Source organism: Rhodoferax lithotrophicus, assembly GCF_019973615.1.
Classification (GTDB): Bacteria; Pseudomonadota; Gammaproteobacteria; order Burkholderiales; family Burkholderiaceae_C; genus Rhodoferax; species Rhodoferax lithotrophicus.
On sequence record NZ_AP024238.1, the window covers coordinates 4355885 to 4374392 of the forward strand.

An 18508-nucleotide genomic window follows, 5' to 3' on the forward strand; every position below is an offset into this window, starting at 1 on the left:
ACGGGGATGTTACTGTATGGAAGTACAGATCATCACGCCGTCATGTCAAACTTTTTGCGTGGGCAGTCACCACTGCGCCAGTTGCACTTCACCCGAATCGCTGGCCATGACGGCACGGCCACCTGACAACGGCAGCACCGTGGGGCGCAAATCATGGGCGAATGGCAGGCGCAAGCGCTCGCGGCCGGTGTCGGCATCGAGCACATGCAGCATTTGCTTCATGTCCAGGCAATACACCTGGTTTTCAAAGGTGACGATCTCCGCCATCATGGGGCCCCAATTGGCCCCGGCATTGCCATAACGCGTGGTCTGGTGCTTCCAGCGCACGGCCCCGGTGTCAACATCAATGGCGTAGATCCAGCCAGTGGGTGACCACAGGTAAGCGGTGTCGCCAGACACATGGTGCGAGTTGATGAAGTTGCCGGCCTTGAAGCGCCACTTGACCTTGCCGCTGTTCACGTCAATGCCATAAAGCAGCTCGGTGTAGGTGCCTGCCACCAACATGCTGCCACTGACATACATCTGGCGCACGTATTGCCATTCATTCTTTTCGTCCAGCTTCCATTTGAGCTTGCCATCGGCCTCATTCAAGGCGTAAAGCAAACCATTGCCGGGGCCAAAGAACACCGTGCCATCGGCCACCGTAGGGGCATACGATGCGGTGCAGTCCACTTCGTCCGAAAAACGCCAGTCAATCTGCCCGGACTGGTTGCCCAGCGCCAGCAGCTCATGGCCATCCCCCACATAGGTGCGCTCAGAAGTGACAAAAGGTGTGCCGACTTGCAAAATGGCTTTGTGCACCCAGCGTTGTTGGCCGTCGACCATGTTCCAGGCCCCCAGCTCACGTTGCCCACCACTGATCACCGATTGCCCTGCGGCACGTGGCCGGTAAACCGCGTTGCTGCTCAGGTGGTGCGGCACATTCCAGGTGATGGCATCCAGGTCAGGATCGATGCGGCCAAGCGTCTTGTCACCGTTAAAAAATACATGGCCATCCACCCAGGCCAACGGGGCCAAGGTGGTGTTGCCACTGCCCCAGCGTCGCACCACCTGAGGGGTTTGGGTCGCGGCAGAAACGGAAAAGGTGGACAAAAGCCCACCTGCTGCAAGAGCCGCCACAAAGTGGCGGCGATTCAGATGACCTGAAACCATCAATCGCACTTCGCCCCTTGCTTGATCCAGGCGGAAAGGATGGTGGTGTTCGGATGGTCACGCGGCTCAGCTGGGCTGATGCCGGGCGGCATGCGGTCTTCCGACAAATGCTGCCAGACAAAGCTCAGGGAAGAATTGCCAGGAACAATCACCTTGGTGGCTTTGGCCACACCTTTGGCAACCGAGTCAGCGCCCAGCAGAATTCCTTCGTAAGTGCCAAGGTTCAACTCATGAAAGCTTGGAGGCTCTTGATTGGACATGTGACAAGACGTGCAAGCCGGGGTTTCCGGGCCGAAGGCATTGGGCGTCTTGAACAAAGGTTGAACGTTCTTTTGGAAGTTTTCGTCGTTCTTGGCACCGTCGTCAATCCAGTTCTTCACCAGCATGTGGTTCGGGGTGTAGGTGGGGTTGTCAAAACTCTGGCCCAAAGGCATGCGGTTGTTGCGCAGGCGGCGGATCAGGATGTCACGCTTGGGGTCTTTGCCCGCCACAAACAGGGCGCGTTTGGGTTTTTCGGTCGAGCCTTCAATGATGCCCTTGCAGGTGCTCAAATCCAGACCACGGTAACTTTTGCTGGGGTCATTGGAGTTATGGCACACCGTACAAGCCACGCCAGGGCCAAAGGCATTGGGCGTACTCATCAAGGTGCTGATGTACTTGTAGGTGATCGGGATGCTGCGCTTGATGATCAACTCTTGCACCACATGGTCATCCGCACCAGGGGCGGCCAACTTGCCATCTTTCATGTCCTGGATCATTTGCTCTGCCAAACTCATACGCTTCTGCTCTTGCGCGAAGACATTGCTGACAAAACCTGAGGTCAGTGCGACAACGACACAGCCCACTTGGACGATCCGGGAAAACCGGAACCTGGTTGAAGGTGAAACGGGCATCAAAATCTCCTTATTGGTTGAATGCCATTCAATATTAAGCTTCTTAAGCTTTCATGAAGCTAGGGGTTTTCTCTAACATAAGTTACAAAATGTCACCCTTCTGATCACATCAGATTGGCAGTCTGTCTCGATGTGCTTTTCTATGATTTGCGTTTTGACTAAAAATCACATTGCCCGGTCTGCGGCTGTGTGATCTAAAGCACAGCGGAGTCAACCTTGTGGTGTTAAGCTCGAAAAATGTATTTAAACGCTATTAAATTTGAAGCTACTTACGCTTGTATTTAAAGGTCTATAGACTGTATTTATGTATAAAAACAAGGCTCCTATGTCCGACACTCAGAATCAGGCTGAACCCACCCATGGTTTGTCTGCGGCACAGGCTGCCCAAGCCCTGCAAGACGATGGTCCCAATGAATTAGCCGGTGAACAACACCGCGGTTTGCTGGCCATTGCGCGTGAAACTTTGTCAGACCCCATGTTTGCCCTGCTGCTCGCTGCAGGTGTGTTGTATCTGGCTCTGGGTGATTTGCAGGAAGGTCTGATCCTGTTTGGGCTGGTGCTGGTGGTTCTGGCGCTGACGCTGTACCAGGAGGGCAAAACCGAACGGGCAATTGAGTCTTTGCGTGACCTCACCAGTCCACGCGCATTGGTCTGGCGCGACGGCACAGCCACGCGCATCGCCGGGCGCGAAGTGGTTCGTGGCGACCTGCTGGTACTGGCCGAAGGTGACCGCATACCGGCCGATGCGCTGCTGATCCAGGGCACCGAAGTGCAAACCGATGAATCCTTGCTGACGGGCGAACCCCTACCCGTTGACAAGGTGGCATTACCTGTCAAAGAGGCCCACAACACCCCGCCCCTCAACGGTCAAACCGCGCCAGAGTCCACCTTGTTTTCCGGCACACTGCTGGTACGCGGTCATGGGTTGGCACGCGTCACCGCCATTGGTGCACACAGCGAAATTGGCCGCATTGGGCAGGCACTGGGCGGTTTGAGCAGCGAGACATCCCCACTCAAGCTGCAAATGGCGCAACTGGTCAAAGTGCTGGCCTGGGTGGCGGTTGGGGCCAGTTTGTTTTTGTTCCTGGCCCATGGTTGGCTGCGTGGCGATTGGCTGGGGGCCTTGTTGTCTGGCATTGCACTGGCCATGGCCTTGCTGCCACAAGAGTTCACCGTGGTGCTGACGGTCATACCGGCCTTGGGGGCATGGCGCTTGTCCAAGCAAAACGTATTGACCCGCCGCATTTCGGCCATTGAAACCCTGGGGGCCACCAGCGTACTGTGTGTCGACAAAACCGGCACCCTGACTGAAAACCGCATGACGGTGACCGAGCTGTTCGCCCCGCAAACTGCAGCCACCGAAGCCGATCCGGTTCACGTCAACACCTTGACGATTGACTATGGCACCACCACCGAGTTGCCGGAGGACTTTCATACCTTGGTGGAGTTTTCCATCCTGGCCAGTGTGGCGGACCCCTTTGACCCGATGGAGAAAGCCTTTCACCGACTGGGACAACATTTTTTACAGGACACCGAACACCTGCACCGCGATTGGACGTTGATGCAAACCTATGGCCTCACGCCCGAATTACGTGCCATGTCACACGTCTGGCGTGCCCGCGAGGGGGATGCCCATGTGGTGGCAGCCAAAGGTGCACCCGAAGCCATTGTGGACTTGTGCCATCTGGATGCGGCCGCACAGCAACACATTGACCGCGCCGTTGAAGCCATGGCCGCCAAAGGCTTGCGGGTTCTGGGTGTGGCACATGCCCGTTTTGAAGGACAGGAGTGGCCCGCCATTGAACATGACTTTGACTTCAAATTCATCGGCCTGCTGGGTCTGGCGGACCCCTTGCGCGCAGAAATCCCGCAGGCTGTTGTGCAAGCCCATGCAGCGGGCATTCGGGTGGTGATGATCACCGGAGACTACCCCGTCACAGCGGCGGCCATTGCACGCCAGGCAGGCCTGCCCACCGGGCCAATGGATCACGCAAGCCATACACCTGACACGGCAAGCGCGTCCGCTGGGCTAACGGTGACCTCGGACTGGTTGCTGACTGGTGATGATCTGAGCCGGCTTTCTGATACGGACTTGCAACATCGCATGCGCACCGTAAGCATCTGCGCCCGCGTCGCCCCGACCCAGAAATTGCGCATTGTCCAGGCCCTCAAAGCCAATGGCGAGGTGGTGGCCATGACAGGAGACGGGGTCAACGATGCCCCCGCCCTGAAGGCTGCCCATGTCGGCGTGGCCATGGGAAAACGCGGTACTGATGTGGCGCGGGAAGCCGCGTCGGTGGTGCTGCTGAACGACAACTTTGCCGCCATCGTTGCCGCTGTCCGGCTGGGGCGCCGCATTTTTGACAACCTGCGCAAATCCATGAGCTATATCCTGGCCGTCCACGTGCCGATTGCCGGCATGGCGCTGTTGCCGGTTTTGCTGGGCTGGCCGACGGTGCTCTATCCCTTGCATATCGCGTTTCTGGAACTGGTGATTGATCCCTCTTGCTCCATGGTGTTTGAAAACGAACCCGAAGAGGCCGATGTGATGCAGCGCCCACCGCGCCTTGTGAACACACCGCTGTTTGGTGGGCTGACACTGGGTCTGGCGTTTCTGCAAGGTTTGGGCGCTTTGGCATTGGTGCTGGCTGCGACAGCCTGGGGCGCGGATCAGCTGACCGAGGGAGCCACACGGGCTTTTGCATTTGCGGTACTGGTGTGCACCAACCTGGCACTGATTTTTTCAAACCGCAGCCGTACCGGTTCACTTTGGGCCAGCCTGCGGGTACCCAACCGGACACTGTGGCTGGTGGTTGGAGCGGCACTGGGTTTGCTGCTGTTGGCGCTGTATGTGCCGTGGCTGGCACGCTTGTTTGTGTTTGACCCCCTGCCGCTACGCTACCTGGGAGCGGCCGCAGGCTTGGGACTGGTGTGTATAGGGTGGTTTGAGCTACTCAAACCCCGTGCTGCTGGCGCAGGCGGCGAATCCGCTCCAGGTTAACGAGAACATTCACCTGGTTGGCAGCCAGTGGCATACGTACGCTGTGATCCATCTGACGGGTGTCCCGGTACACGTAAGCACTCAAAGGCATGCCTTTGGCGTTGATCAGACTGGCCACATGTGGCGTGGTGGCCTTCTCGCCGCGCGCCACCACGACCGCCACTTCGCCGTTGGCCAATTGCACATAGGTACCTGGCGGGTAAAAACCCAGCACAGAGGCCATGGCCACCCGTTGCTGCCGGGTTTGACTGTTGGCTTCCAGCACCAACGATTTGGCGGCACCAAAGGCGGATATGGCCGGACGACTCAGGCGTGGTGCCATTTTGGCCACCAAAATATCGGCCAGATGGAGCAGTTGAACGGTGACCTGCTGGTCACCATCACCCACGACACCCTGCGGAGCATGATGCCAATGCACCGCGTCCAACCACTCATCATCTTGCACACCAAACCCACGCAAAATATCCACACTTGTGGGCGGATGGGCGGTAATGAGTTCGCGCTGGGCCGGACTGGGCGCTTTGAGCTGGCGTGCCAAATGGTCTTGCGGGCGTGCCATGCCAATATTCATCACCAATGCGGACCGCATGAGCAACATGCGGCTGCTCATGGGCAAAGCCAGTTTGGCGGCAGTCAGTGTACTGACCACACCACTGAGCAATGCGTGGGTCGCACAGTAACCCAGCTCCAGATCGGGCAGCGCCTGGAACAACACAAACAGACATTCATCCGCATCCAAACTCAGCAACTTGAAGGCTTTTTGCTCCAGCCCCTGCAGCCTGGGCAATGGCGTGCTGGCTTGTGCCCCCTGGTAAAGCAGGCCGCGCAAAATTTCCTGCAAATCCAGCCAGCCGCCTTCTACGGCGCTGCCCTCCAGATAATCAGTGTCCAAAATTTCTTCGGGCATGGGCATGTTCGCAATTGCCGTCATGTCCATCCCTTGCTGACGCATGCTGCGCATTTGCCGGTCTAGCGCACGTTGCCAGGCTTGGGCATCGGTTTCGGTCATGCAGGCCTGGTGGTTGGCGAGCATGTCACGATGGGCTTCGGACTGCAGTTTTTGGCCACGACGAAGCAGCAATCGGCCATCCGGGGTGCGAATGTCCACCGGCAATGCGCGACCCGGCTGAACACGGCTCAAGGGAACGGGAACATAAATCAACATCAGTCGGTCACTTGCACCGGCACGCGCTGTGCCAATGCACACATCAACTCGTAACCCAAGGTACCCGCGGCTTGGGCCACCTCATCAATCCCCAGCACCGAGCCCTGAGAGGAATGCCCCCATAGGGTGACTTCACTACCGATCTGGGCCTGGGGAACCGGTGTCAAATCAACCGTCAACATGTCCATGCTGACACGCCCCACCAAGCGGGTACGCACGCCATTCACCAGCACAGGCGTGCCGCTCGGGCAAACGCGTGGATAGCCATCGGCATAGCCACACGCAACCACCCCAATGTGCATCGGTGCCTCTGCCGAAAACTTTGAGCCATATCCAACCGTAGCGCCCGTAGATATTACCTGAGTAGCTATTATTTTTGAAGATAGCGTCATGGTCGGCTGCAAGTCCCAGGATGCTGCGGTGCGCTCAGGATGATCCGGTGCGCTGCCATACAGGCTAATGCCAGGACGAATCCAGTCAGAAACAGCCACCGCATCAGCATGGCGCAAGGTGGCCGCACTGTTGCAAACCGAACACTCACCAGGCAAATCACGGGTGACTTCGGTAAAGCAGGCCAGTTGGGCAGCAATACCCAACCCACCATCGGCATCGCTGAAGTGCGTGATATGCGAGATTTCATCCACCTGGGGCAAAGCATTCAGGCGCGCCCAAGCGCTACGGTAACGCTCTGGCGTGAAGCCCAGGCGGTTCATGCCGGAATTCATTTTCAGAAAAACCCGGTGCCCCACATGCGTTTTGCAGGCTGCCAGCATGTCGATTTGCTCTTCACAATGTACGGTGTGCCATAAGTCCAGGCGCGAGCAGAGCTCCAGGTCACGCGCCTCAAACACGCCTTCCAGCAACAACACCGGGCCGCGCCACCCCAGTGCGCGAATACGCTGAGCTTCATCCAGGTCCAGTAAGGCAAAGCCATCGGCACTTCGCAAGCCCTCATAGACGCGCTCAATTCCATGACCATAGGCATTGGCTTTAACAACTGCCCATACTTTGGCCTCTGGTGCGGCCAGGCGACTGCGCTCGAGATTGTGCTGCAGTGCAGCAAGATGAATGGTTGCGAGGATGGGACGCGGCATGTCTTTGAGGATAAGTGGAGGTTCTGATTTTGACACTGCTTGACCATGCTATAACCCCGTACCGTTTGGAGACACAACACCCTTTTCTGCACCGCTGCCAGCGGTTGCCAAAACTATCGATGAAACGCGGTTTTTTTACCATCATGGCAGCGCAGTTTTTCAGCTCGCTGGCCGACAACGCTTTGTTTGTGGCAGCCGTTCAACTGCTGCGTACCAGCCACTCACCAGAATGGCAGCAAGCGGCACTAGTGCCCATGTTTGCCTTGTTTTACGTGGTGTTGGCACCTTTTGTCGGGGCGTTTGCAGATTCCATGCCCAAAGGCCGGGTCATGCTGATCAGCAATTTCATCAAGGTAGCAGGCTGCCTGTTCATGCTGTTTGGCACGCATCCGCTGCTGGCCTATGCAGTGGTTGGATTAGGCGCTGCAGCTTATTCGCCTGCCAAATACGGCATCCTGACCGAACTTTTGCCAGCCTCTCAACTGGTCAAAGCCAATGGCTGGATTGAGGGCTTGACGATTGGCTCCATCATTTTGGGTGTCTTGCTGGGGGGGCAACTGGTTGGGCATCACCTGTCACGTTATCTACTGGCCATTGATTTCCCTGGCATAGACACAGGCATCAGCACACCCGCAGAGGCGGCCATCAGCATGCTGATTTTTGTCTATCTTTTGGCAGCTTGGTTTAATACCCATATCCCACTCACTGGCGTATTGATGCGCCCCATGCCCAAACAGTTGATGAGCCTGCTACCAGACTTTTGGACCTGCAACAGCCGGTTGTGGCGTGACAAACTAGGGCAAATTTCATTGGCGGCGACCACCTTGATCTGGGGTGTAGCAGGAAATTTGCGTTTTATTGTGTTGGCTTGGGCGGCAGCAGCGCTGGGCTACACGGTCACACAGGCTTCAGCATTACAAGGAGTCGTAGCTATTGGCATGGCAGCAGGCGCTGTGGTGGCTTCCATGCGTATGCGATTGGAAGACGGACCCAGGGTGATCACTCTAGGCATCTTGATGGGAGCGCTGATCATTGGCTTGATTTTTATCACCAACGTATGGGTGGCAGCTCCGTTTTTGATTCTGCTAGGAGCGATTGGCGGCTTTTTGGTGGTACCGATGAATGCACTTCTGCAACACCGCGGTCACAATTTGATGGGGGCCGGACGTTCTATTGCAGTGCAAAACTTCAATGAACAAGCCTGTATCCTGGCGCTGGGGGCGTTTTACAGCTTATCCACCGGCATGGGGTTACACACCATGGTCGCCATCACGGGCTTTGGCGTGGTGATTGCCGGTTTCATGTGGCTGATACGCCGTTGGCACGCCAGCAATCTGGTGCACCACCATGAAGAAATTGAACATCTACTCACAATTGCCCGTAACGACAAGGCTCACGGGTAACTTGTCACCCGATCAGTCAGTGATGCCACCATGGTGAGATCCTCTCACCAGTCGCATTATTGGGTGATCGCATTAAGCGCGCATGGGAATAGAGAAAACCAGCTGCAGATGTTGGGAGCCTATTCATAAGCACTACGCTGATCCAGCGTAGCCAACAAGCCATTTGGAGCGGGAAAAGAGTCTCGAACTCTCGACCTCAACCTTGGCAAGGTTGCGCTCTACCAACTGAGCTATTCCCGCATTTGTCATCTTGGCGGAGCGGACGGGACTCGAACCCGCGACCCCCGGCGTGACAGGCCGGTATTCTAACCAACTGAACTACCACTCCACTACTTCGAAACTTGGCTCCTCGACCTGGGCTCGAACCAGGGACCTACGGATTAACAGTCCGGCGCTCTACCAACTGAGCTATCGAGGAAAAGAAAAACCCATCACGCAGATGGGTTTTTAACATTTGGTGGCCTGGGGCGGAATCGAACCACCGACACAAGGATTTTCAATCCTCTGCTCTACCGACTGAGCTACCGGGCCAGAGCCTAAAATTATAACAACTTATTCACTCAAATTTGAAAGTCCTTGCTTTTTAGCTTCGTTTTTTCGATAAATCTACGCCTAGCTGCTTGAGCTTGCGATAAAGATGGGTTCGCTCCAACCCAGTCTTTTCAGCCACACGCGTCATAGAACCATTTTCTTTCGCGAGATGAAATTCGAAATAAGCTTTTTCATACTCGTCGCGCCCCTCCCTTAAAGGCTTATCAAGCATGAAACTTTGCGTAACCTGCGGAAAGAAATCCGCCGCGGATTGATTTGAGACCGTTGACGATGTGTCTAACACTAGACTGGCATTCGACACCACACTTGATGCCGGGGTAATAAGCTTGCGCAGTGAACCACGCGCCAAACCTTGCTCAACCGCCTTAAGCAACTTTTGCATCGTGATTGGTTTCTCAAGGAATGCCAACGCACCTATGCGCGTAGCTTCTACTGCAGTGTCGATAGTTGCATGACCACTCATCATGATTACTGGCATGGTCAGCACACCTGCCGCAGACCATTCTTTGAGCAAAGTCACGCCGTCAGTATCAGGCATCCATATATCAAGCAAAACCAAGTCGGGGCGCTCACGCAGACGAGCTGCACGTGCCTGGGCAGCATTCTCTGCCACTTCCACTGTGTGACCTTCATCGTTCAGGATTTCACATAGCAGATCGCGAATGCCAAGTTCATCATCCACCACCAATATGTTTGCCATGTTGTCGCATAGTCCTTGAAAATTGCTGTGCTATACCGTACTAACTGTGTAGTGCGTTCACACTTTGTTCTGTGGCGAATGATAACGATACTTGTGCGCCAAAGGTTTTCCCATTCTTTTGCCTATTGGTAATCTCAACCCTGGTGCCATGCTCATCTGCAATTTTTTTGACCACAGCAAGGCCAAGGCCGGTGCCTTTGTCTTTTGTCGTGACATAAGGTTCAAAAGCGCGTTTCAGAATGTGATCTGGAAAGCCTGTCCCACAATCAAGCACACTCAACCTCACACGTTGTGAAGTGGTCAGCCACTGGGTTTTCAACACCACCGCATCGGCATCACCCACATGTCCGGCACTCACCGTCGCATCTTGTGCGTTTTGTAACAAGTTGTGCAGCACTTGGCGTAGCTGTTGTGCGTCTCCCAAAATAGGGCGACAGGATGGATCAAGCTCCGCCAGTATGCCGACCTGCGTGCCCTCATTGTGGTAGAGGTTCAACACATCACGCACCAACGCATTCAAGTCAACCGGCTTCAAATCAGCCGCAGGCAGGCGGGCATAATCCCTGAACTCATTGACCAGTCTCTTCATGGCATCAACCTGGTCGACAATAGTTTTGACTGATTTGGTTAGTAGTGCTTGTTCGGCTGCGGGCACCTTACCTGAGAGCTTCATCTCCAGACGCTCTGCCGAAAGCTGGATGGGAGTCAACGGATTTTTAATCTCATGCGCCAACCGACGAGCCACCTCACCCCAAGCTTGGGAACGCTGCGCCGAAACAATTTCAGAAATATCATCAAACACCAACAGGCGCTGGTTACCCGGCAAATCTGCACCACGAGCGATCAGGGTAATGGTGTCGTTAGCCGGGCGACCGATTTGAGCGGCACCAGAACCTCCAAGCTCAAAAGATTGCTGCCAATGATCCAAGCTGCGTTCTGGAGTTTGCGCCTGGAAAACTTCAAACTGTTGTTGAACACTGCAGCCAAATTTTCCCAGCCCGTCTATCTCTGCCAGCAATTTACCTTCATAAGCAGCAAGTGGGGTTCGCAAAATTCGTGTTGCGCCGGGATTTGCAGAAACAATGCCTCCATTGGCATCAAATACCATCACGCCGGCAGTCAGGTTATCCAGAATGGTTTGAAGATTGGCACGTGCAGCATTCACTTCTTGCATGCTGGACTGTACGGCATGCCGGGCCTCGGAGAGTTGTTGTGTCATGTCTGCAAAAGAGCGCGTCAAGCCATCCAATTCATCTTTGCCATGCAACGATGCCTTGGGAGTCAAATCACCTGCAGCCACTTGACGCACACCATCTGCCAGCAACAACAAGGGCCTGGCAATTTGATTTCCAAGCAAGACCGCCAACAAAACCCCACCGAACACGGCCATGAACAAACTCAAGGTCAGGGTACCAATGTACATGCGCCGTAAACCATCACGTGCTAACGCACGCTCCTGATATTCGCGATTGGCTTGTGTCACCGCCATAGCATCGCGCACCAAAGACGGCGGGAGCACCTTAATGGCTAACAGGTAGCGTGACTCACCAAGTGCACCCAATCTACTGCTATTGACCTGTACCAGTGCTTTAATCTGGGCATTGACCTCTGCTCCCGTCACACCTTCATCCAAACCTTCAATCCAGGTCACAACCCGTTGGTTTCGTGCAGCACGAAATTGGGATTGAACAGGTAAATCTGCATTCAATTGATACCGCGACCTACCCGCTGAAGCAATTAATCGCCCTGAAGCACTCCATAACATCAGGTCCTCGGATGTCATCGCATCACGGGCACGTTCCAACGACAAGGCCACACTGACATCCGGCGTATCAGCCAATTGGGCAGCTGCCGCACGCGCCTTGGCTGCCAGGTCAGAAGAAAGAGCCTCCAACGTGGTGCGACCCAAGTTCAATCCAGCTTCAAGTGCACCTTCAACCTTGACATCAAACCAACTTTCAATCGACCGTGTCACAAATTGGTAAGACACCACATAAATCAATACCCCAGGTGCAAAACCCGCCAAGGCAAAAACTGCAGCTAGTTTGACAAGCAAACGGCTGCCAAATTTTTTATGCTTTAAGCGCAACACTAATCGAACGGCCACCCATACGATCACCAGCAGGAGAGCAGAGGCTACCACCACATTAATCACAAACAGCTGGGTGTAATTGCGCTCGTACAGATCACGATTGGTCGTCGCTTGTGTCAACAAGAACAACAAAATCAGACCAATAGCCACCATGACCGTCAAACCCAAACCCACAATCCAGCGCAAAGCACTAGAGCTGGTCACCACTTCCGACTTGGTGCTTGGTGTTTCACTCATTGAGCCGACTCCAATGGCAGCACCTTGCCTGCGGTCATGGAAATTTGCCAGTCAGACTGCCCCAAAGTACCGATCTGTAACGGCCTTGGTAATTGCGCAACATCCAGCCTGAAACGGAACTCCACCCAGTGTTTAGCACCTGCTTCAAGATGGCTCGCATCGACAATACGCCAGTGAGAAAACCGCTGAGCCGCATTCATCGCATCTTGCAGATTTTCAAAGTTCTGATTCAGTGTTAATCCCTGCTCTGAATCACTCGCCTCCCCCTCAGTGACATTGAGTCGCCATCGCCGTGTCAAAGGATGGTAAGCCAACCGAAAACGACGCTGAACACTGCTGACCTTGCGATTGAACCAATACCAACGATCTCGAAACACATCCACATCGGCAACAAAATGGACAGGAATGCCTTTAAGCAAGGCATCTTCAACTACCCCTGGCAATTCGAACTTAAGCGTTGTAGACAGCCACACCCCCTCATCATTACGCTCCAGCTTGATATCTGGCACGGGAGAAGATGAGCCCTCTGCGCGTACCGTGCAGGCTGCGGTCACGCACAACAGCACAGCCAGCAGCCAAGCCAACCAGCTAGGCCACCGACTTTTCGAGCAATGCGTAGTAAAAACCATCATGATCACCGAGCGGATTGTCCTGCAATGCTGGCATTTGGATCACCAACCCCGGCAACAAATGAGCAGGAGAAGGTAACAATTTGGCGTGTTTGTTCCCTGCAAGAAATGCCTTGATTTGTGACTCGCCTTCGTCCTTAAATACCGAACAAGTGCAATACAACAAACGCCCCCCCGGAGCCAGCACATCCCAAAGCGCAACCAACAAGCGAGCCTGAATGGCAACAAGTTGCGCAATGTCGGTCGGGCGACGTAACCACCGAATATCGGGATGACGCCGCACAATTCCGGAGGCCGAGCAAGGGGCATCCAGCAGCACTGCATCAAAAGGTACACCATCCCACCATTTGTTCACATCGGCCGCATCAAAAGCCAGCACTTCAGCCGACAAGCCTAGTCGGGCCAAATTTTGATGAATACGTTTACCACGCTCAGGATCAATGTCCAGCGCGGTCATGGCCAGATCTGACATTTCAAGCAAATGCGCGGTCTTGCCACCTGGAGCGGCACAGGCATCCAGCACGCGTAGATTACGTGTTTCAGGCAACCCCGACAACAACAACGGTGCAGCCCATTGAGCAGCAGCATCTTGGACAGAAACCCAGCCTTGCGCGAAACCTGGCAGCTGCTGAACAGCCACAGGTATTGTCAGCTGCAACCCACTTATGCCTACAGGCATGGCATCCAGACCTGTTGCCTGAAGTTGCTCAAGGTACGCAGCACGGCTAATGCGCCGTGTATTCACGCGCAGGGTCAACGGGCCTTGATGGTTATTGGCGTTCATAATGAGCTGCCATTCATCCGGCCAATCAGTTTGCAGTTTCTTGATCCACCATGGCGCATGATTGAACCGGGCAATGAGATCACCCTCAATGTGCGCAATCAGAACCTCGCGGTCACGTAAATACCTGCGCAAGCAAGCATTGATGAATCCAGCCTGAGGCTTGATGGCCAATGTTTTCTTGGCAGCCTCTACCGTTTGGTTGACCAGCGTAAACGTGTCATATGGAGCTTCTTCAGGCATCGACAACAATGCCAGAGCGGTACACAACAACGCATCTGCAGCGGCTGGCGGTGTACGAGGTGCCAGTAACTGACGCAAAGCCTGCGCCCGCCCGAGTGAACGCAACACAGCAAAACTCAAAGACTGAACCCCGGGGCGCAACGAGTTCTCCACTAACTCCAGCGCAGCTGTGCCAGACTGTCCATGACGAATCGCCTGAATAACATGAGCAGTTGCCTGCAATTGCCGCCAAAGGGGTGGTGCTAAACCTTGAGTCATACTGATTTTATGAATTTAGATATAAAAAAACGCCTCAAGCCCTTATAGAAAGAGCGTGAGGCGCTATTTATTTTGAATCAATCAAAATCACTCGGCAGAGGCATCCTCGCTTTGTTCTGCTTCGTTTTCACCCGCCAATTCAGCAGCTTCTGCTTCTGAAATAGCACGGCGTTCAGCATCATCCATGTTTTCGCGAATCTTGCGAGCTTCATGGTAAGCCATACCTGTGCCAGCCGGGATCAAACGGCCCACGATCACGTTTTCTTTCAAACCACGCAGGCTGTCGCGTTTGCCCATAATGGCCGCTTCGGTCAACACCCGAGTGGTTTCCTGGAAGGAAGCCGCGCTGATGAAACTGTCAGTGGACAACGATGCTTTGGTAATACCCAGCAACAAATTGGTGTAGGTCGCAGGGATTTTGCCTTCGGCACGCAAGGCATCATTAGTGTTGAGCATTTCTGAGCGCTCCACTTGCTCACCATTGATGTAGGTGGAGTCACCAGCAGCTTCCACCACCACGCGACGCAACATCTGGCGCACGATCACTTCAATGTGCTTGTCATTGATCTTCACGCCTTGCAAGCGGTAAACGTCCTGCACTTCGTCGACGATGTAACGGGCCAACTCTTCCGCACCCAGCAAACGCAAGATGTCTTGTGGATCAGCCGGGCCGTCCACCACCACCTCGCCTTTGTTGACGATCTGGCCTTCGTGCACCAGGATGTTCTTTTCCTTGGGTACAAGTTCTTCCCAGACTTTGCCTTCTGGATCGGTGATCTGCAAGCGAATCTTGCCTTTGGTTTCCTTGCCAAAGGAGATCGTGCCTGTCATCTCGGCCAACACACCCTTGTCTTTGGGCGAGCGCGCTTCAAACAACTCGGCCACGCGCGGCAAACCACCGGTAATGTCCCGGGTTTTTTGACCTTCGACCGGAATACGCGCCAGCACTTCACCAGGGCCCACATCCATGCCATCACGCACTTGAACCAAGGCACCAATCGGGAAGCCAATGGTCACAGAGTGATCCGTGCCCGGAATCTTGACTTCATTGCCTGAAGCGTCGATCAACTTGACCAAAGGACGCACCACCTTGGCAGAACCACGGTGTTTCGGGTCAATCACCACCAGTGTCGACAAACCGGTCACTTCATCGACCTGCTTGGCCACGGTCAGACCTTCCACAACATTCTCGAACAACGCCCGACCAGCGTATTCGGTAATGATGGGGCGGGTCAGTGGATCCCAGTTGGCCAAAATCGTGCCGGCCTTGATGGTTTGATCGGCCTTGACCGTCAACACCGCACCGTAAGGCACTTTATGACGCTCACGTTCACGGCCGTGTTCATCATGAATAACCACTTCGCCTGAGCGAGAGATCACCACCAATTCGCCCTTGCCATTGGTCACATAGCGCATCGTGGCGTTGAAGCCAATCGCACCGTTGGACTTGGCTTCCACACTGGAGGCAATGGCCGCACGTGAAGCCGCACCACCGATGTGGAAGGTACGCATGGTCAACTGGGTACCTGGCTCACCAATCGACTGGGCAGCAATCACACCCACAGCCTCGCCACCATTCACCAAGCCACCGCGACCCAGGTCACGACCATAACATCTAGCACATATTCCAAAACGGGTTTCACACGTCAATGCTGTGCGTACCTTGACCTCATCCACACCGGCGACTTCCAATTCGTCAATCAAATCCTCATCCAGCATGGCACCCGCAGGGGCCAGGACGGATTGATTTTCAGGATGGAGGATGTCATCGGCTGCGGTACGACCCAGAATACGGTCACGCAAGGACTCAATGGTTTCACCACCTTCAACAATGGCGCGCATCAAATACCCGTTATGCGTACCGCAGTCCTGCTCCGTCACCACCAAGTCTTGCGTCACATCTACCAGACGACGGGTCAGATAACCGGAATTGGCCGTTTTCAAGGCCGTGTCCGCCAAACCCTTTCGAGCACCGTGGGTGGAGATGAAGTACTCCAACACGTTCAGACCTTCACGGAAGTTGGCGGTAATGGGGGTTTCAATGATCGAGCCATCGGGCTTGGCCATCAGACCGCGCATACCTGCCACCTGACGAATCTGCGCAGCAGAACCACGGGCACCGGAGTCCGCCATCATGTAGATGGAGTTGAACGACTCTTGCGGCACCTGGTTGCCATGGCGATCCGTCACGGTTTCTTTGGACAGTTGGCCCATCATCACCTTGGACACTTCATCACCCGCTTTACCCCAGATGTCCACCACCTTGTTGTAACGCTCACCAGCGGTCACCAAACCCGAGGTGTACTGTTGGGCAATTTCCTTGACCTCTTTTTCGGCGTGGTCAATGATGCCAGGTTTCTCGGTCGGCACCAACATGTCTTCAATGGAGATCGAGATACCGGCACGGGTCGCCAAACGGAAGCCGTATTGCAACAACTTGTCCGCAAACACCACGGTCTCTTTGAGCCCGCACTTGCGGAAAGACACGTTGATCAGCTTGGAGATTTCTTTCTTCTTCAAGGCTTTGTTGATGTTGGCAAAAGGCAAGCCCTTGGGCAAGATTTCAGACAACAAGGCACGACCGGCGGTGGTTTCCCACAGCTTGGTCGATGGCACCAGCTCGCCCGTGGCCTTGTTTTTGGTGTACTCGGTCAGGCGCACATTGATGCGGCTGTGCATCTCGACAGCACCGGCGTCAAAGGCGCGCTGAACTTCACCCACGTCCGAGAAAATCAGGCCTTCACCTTTGCCATTGATCTTTTCGCGGGTGGTGTAGTACAAGCCCAGCACCACGTCTTGCGACGGCACGATGGACGGTTCGCCATTGGAGGGGAACAGCACATTGTTGGAGGCCAGCATCAAGGTGCGGGCTTCCATTTGCGCTTCAACCGACAAGGGCACGTGAACCGCCATCTGGTCACCGTCAAAGTCGGCATTGAACGCTGCACAAACCAGTGGATGCAGTTGAATGGCTTTACCTTCAATCAGGATCGGCTCAAACGCCTGGATACCCAAGCGGTGCAAGGTTGGCGCACGGTTGAGCATGACCGGATGTTCGCGAATCACCTCTTCCAGAATGTCCCAGACCACCGGTGTGCCGGATTCGACTTCCTTCTTGGCGGCCTTGATGGTAGTGGCAATGCCCATGGCTTCCAGGCGGGCGAAGATGAAAGGCTTAAACAACTCCAGAGCCATCAGTTTGGGCAGACCACACTGATGCAATTTGAGCGTTGGGCCCACCACAATCACCGAACGACCAGAGTAGTCGACGCGTTTACCCAGCAAGTTTTGACGGAAACGGCCACCCTTGCCTTTGATCATGTCAGCCAGAGACTTGAGCGCACGCTTGTTGGCTCCGGTCATGGCTTTGCCACGGCGACCATTGTCCAGCAAGCTGTCCACGGCCTCCTGCAACATGCGCTTTTCATTGCGCGCAATGATTTCTGGGGCCTTGAGTTCCAGCAAACGGCGCAGACGGCTGTTGCGGTTGATCACGCGGCGGTACAAATCATTCAGGTCAGAGGTCGCAAAACGGCCACCGTCCAGCGGCACCAAGGGGCGCAGATCGGGCGGCAACACCGGCAACACGTCCAGCACCATCCACTCGGGTTTGATACCGGATTTTTTGAACGCTTCAAGCAATTTGAGGCGCTTGGTGTTTTTCTTGATCTTCAGCTCGGAGCCGCTGGGGTCATTGCGCAGCTTTTCGATCTCGCTGTCAATGTCCAGGTTTTGCAACAATTCCTTGACACCTTCTGCGCCCATCTTGGCCTGGAATTCGTCGCCATACTCTTTGAACTTGGCATCAAAATCGTCTTCAGACATGATGCTGTATTTTTTCAGCGGGGTCATGCCGGGATCGGTCACCACATAAGCTTCAAAATACAACACGCGCTCGATATCACGCAGGGTCATGTCCAGCACCAAGCCCAAACGGCTGGGCAGGGACTTCAGGAACCAGATATGGGCGCAAGGTGCGGCCAGATCGATGTGGCCCATGCGTTCACGACGCACCTTGGTTTGGGTCACTTCAACACCGCATTTTTCGCAAATGACACCGCGATGTTTCAAGCGCTTGTACTTGCCGCACAAACACTCATAGTCTTTGATCGGGCCAAAAATCTTGGCGCAAAACAAACCGTCACGCTCAGGCTTGAAGGTACGGTAGTTGATGGTTTCAGGTTTTTTCACTTCGCCAAAAGACCATGACCGAATTTTTTCGGGCGAGGCCATGCCAATCGTGATGGCATCAAAATGCTCATCAGGCGTAAATTGCTTGAACAGGTCGAGTAATGATTTCATGACTGT

The 18508-nt window shown here is 54.7% G+C and carries 11 protein-coding genes and 4 tRNA genes; 2 read left to right on the forward strand and 13 right to left on the reverse strand.

All coding sequences use genetic code 11. The features are described 5' to 3' along the window. Window positions 1–66: 66 nt before the first annotated feature. Together LDN84_RS20080 and LDN84_RS20085 are read right to left on the reverse strand one after the other, a co-directional pair. Entirely contained in the window at window positions 67–1092 is a 1026-nt protein-coding gene (locus LDN84_RS20080) for a PQQ-like beta-propeller repeat protein (RefSeq protein ID WP_223905275.1), read from the reverse strand. Window positions 1093–1151: 59 nt separating this feature from the next. Beyond that, complete coding sequence (locus LDN84_RS20085; protein WP_223905278.1) at window positions 1152–2045, reverse strand: hypothetical protein; 894 nt, start codon at window positions 2043–2045, stop codon at window positions 1152–1154. Between the two features lie 325 nt (window positions 2046–2370). On the opposite strand from LDN84_RS20085, the gene LDN84_RS20090 reads away from it, so the two are divergent. Then, window positions 2371–5046, forward strand: a complete 2676-nt coding sequence (locus tag LDN84_RS20090) for a cation-translocating P-type ATPase (RefSeq protein ID WP_223905279.1) — start codon at window positions 2371–2373, stop codon at window positions 5044–5046. Here LDN84_RS20090 and LDN84_RS20095 read toward each other — a convergent pair. Next, complete coding sequence (locus LDN84_RS20095) at window positions 5000–6211, reverse strand: HD-GYP domain-containing protein (RefSeq protein ID WP_223905281.1); 1212 nt, start codon at window positions 6209–6211, stop codon at window positions 5000–5002. The genes LDN84_RS20090 and LDN84_RS20095 overlap by 47 nt on opposite strands. Then, window positions 6211–7305, reverse strand: a complete 1095-nt coding sequence (alr, locus tag LDN84_RS20100; protein WP_223905283.1) for an alanine racemase — start codon at window positions 7303–7305, stop codon at window positions 6211–6213. The genes LDN84_RS20095 and alr overlap by 1 nt, the downstream gene beginning before the upstream one ends. A gap of 119 nt (window positions 7306–7424) precedes the next feature. Between alr and lplT the strand changes: the two genes are divergently transcribed. Next, complete coding sequence (gene lplT, locus LDN84_RS20105) at window positions 7425–8708, forward strand: lysophospholipid transporter LplT (protein WP_223905285.1); 1284 nt, start codon at window positions 7425–7427, stop codon at window positions 8706–8708. 164 nt (window positions 8709–8872) lie between these two features. Here the strand turns inward: lplT and LDN84_RS20110 are convergent. The 9 genes from LDN84_RS20110 to rpoC all read right to left on the reverse strand — a co-directional run bounded on the left by LDN84_RS20110 (window position 8873) and on the right by rpoC (window position 18502). Then, window positions 8873–8948: transfer RNA gene (locus LDN84_RS20110), tRNA-Gly, on the reverse strand. An 11-nt stretch (window positions 8949–8959) separates the two neighbouring features. Further along, window positions 8960–9036, reverse strand: a tRNA-Asp gene (locus tag LDN84_RS20115). 14 nt (window positions 9037–9050) lie between these two features. Beyond that, window positions 9051–9126: transfer RNA gene (locus LDN84_RS20120), tRNA-Asn, on the reverse strand. A 37-nt stretch (window positions 9127–9163) separates the two neighbouring features. Beyond that, window positions 9164–9239: transfer RNA gene (locus LDN84_RS20125), tRNA-Phe, on the reverse strand. A gap of 52 nt (window positions 9240–9291) precedes the next feature. After that, window positions 9292–9960, reverse strand: a complete 669-nt coding sequence (locus LDN84_RS20130; RefSeq protein ID WP_223905287.1) for a response regulator — start codon at window positions 9958–9960, stop codon at window positions 9292–9294. A 40-nt stretch (window positions 9961–10000) separates the two neighbouring features. Next, a complete protein-coding gene (locus LDN84_RS20135; protein WP_223905289.1) occupies window positions 10001–12289 on the reverse strand; it encodes a sensor histidine kinase in 2289 nt (762 codons plus the stop codon). After that, complete coding sequence (locus LDN84_RS20140; protein WP_223905291.1) at window positions 12286–12873, reverse strand: DUF4390 domain-containing protein; 588 nt, start codon at window positions 12871–12873, stop codon at window positions 12286–12288. The genes LDN84_RS20135 and LDN84_RS20140 overlap by 4 nt, the downstream gene beginning before the upstream one ends. Before the next feature lie 4 nt (window positions 12874–12877). Further along, the gene (gene rsmB, locus LDN84_RS20145; RefSeq protein ID WP_223905293.1) at window positions 12878–14200 is read right to left on the reverse strand and encodes a 16S rRNA (cytosine(967)-C(5))-methyltransferase RsmB; all 1323 of its coding nucleotides are present in this window, start codon (window positions 14198–14200) and stop codon (window positions 12878–12880) included. A gap of 87 nt (window positions 14201–14287) precedes the next feature. Further along, window positions 14288–18502: a DNA-directed RNA polymerase subunit beta' gene (rpoC, locus tag LDN84_RS20150; protein ID WP_223905295.1), complete on the reverse strand. Its 4215-nt coding sequence runs from the start codon at window positions 18500–18502 to the stop codon at window positions 14288–14290. Between the last annotated feature and the right edge of the window lie 6 nt (window positions 18503–18508).